Source organism: Psychrobacter piscatorii (genome assembly GCF_001444505.1).
Taxonomy (GTDB): Bacteria; Pseudomonadota; Gammaproteobacteria; order Pseudomonadales; family Moraxellaceae; genus Psychrobacter; species Psychrobacter piscatorii_B.
This window is the reverse complement of the sequence record NZ_LNDJ01000036.1, coordinates 1-808: the sequence shown is the minus strand read 5'-3', so window position 1 is coordinate 808 and position 808 is coordinate 1. Positions and strand designations below refer to the sequence as shown.

Sequence of the window (808 nt, the reverse complement as noted above, 5' to 3'; positions counted from 1 at the left end):
TCTATAATACGCCCTCATCAGACGGACTGGCAGTGAGAGATGTGTAGATTACACATTAATAACGCGGTTAACCTGGTGAAACAAATTATAAAAAGTCTTGACAATTCAAATCATTATGATAAGATAGTCGGCTCGCTAGATAGCTTAACCGGAGACGGAAAAGGCAGATAGCGCTAGTAATACCCTATATATCGATGGCTGGACGACAGTGATTGAGACTATTTAAAAGCATAACTAAAGAACAACTTGTGTGGATTTTTGCTGATTCAGAATGCTAAAAATAAAGTTGGTCGACTATCTTTTCGGTAGAACACTAACTATAAAAATTATCATTTAAGACAGCAGAAAAACTCAAAGTTAATTCATTACGAACATAATTACGAGCGATTTTGCCAGATTAGATGAGCCAAGTTTAGAAGCTTCTTTAAAGAGCTTCATAGCAAGATTAAACTGAAGAGTTTGATCATGGCTCAGATTGAACGCTGGCGGCAGGCTTAACACATGCAAGTCGAGCGGAAACGATGATAGCTTGCTATCAGGCGTCGAGCGGCGGACGGGTGAGTAATACTTAGGAATCTACCTAGTAGTGGGGGATAGCTCGGGGAAACTCGAATTAATACCGCATACGTCCTACGGGAGAAAGGGGGCAACTTGTTGCTCTCGCTATTAGATGAGCCTAAGTCGGATTAGCTAGATGGTGGGGTAAAGGCCTACCATGGCGACGATCTGTAGCTGGTCTGAGAGGATGATCAGCCACACCGGGACTGAGACACGGCCCGGACTCCTACGGGAGGCAGCAGTGGGGAAT

Annotated in this window: 1 rRNA gene; it reads left to right on the top strand. The window is 43.7% G+C overall.

The window, feature by feature from the left end:
- Positions 1-447: 447 nt before the first annotated feature.
- Positions 448-808, top strand: a 16S ribosomal RNA gene (locus AS194_RS02160); the annotation flags it as partial.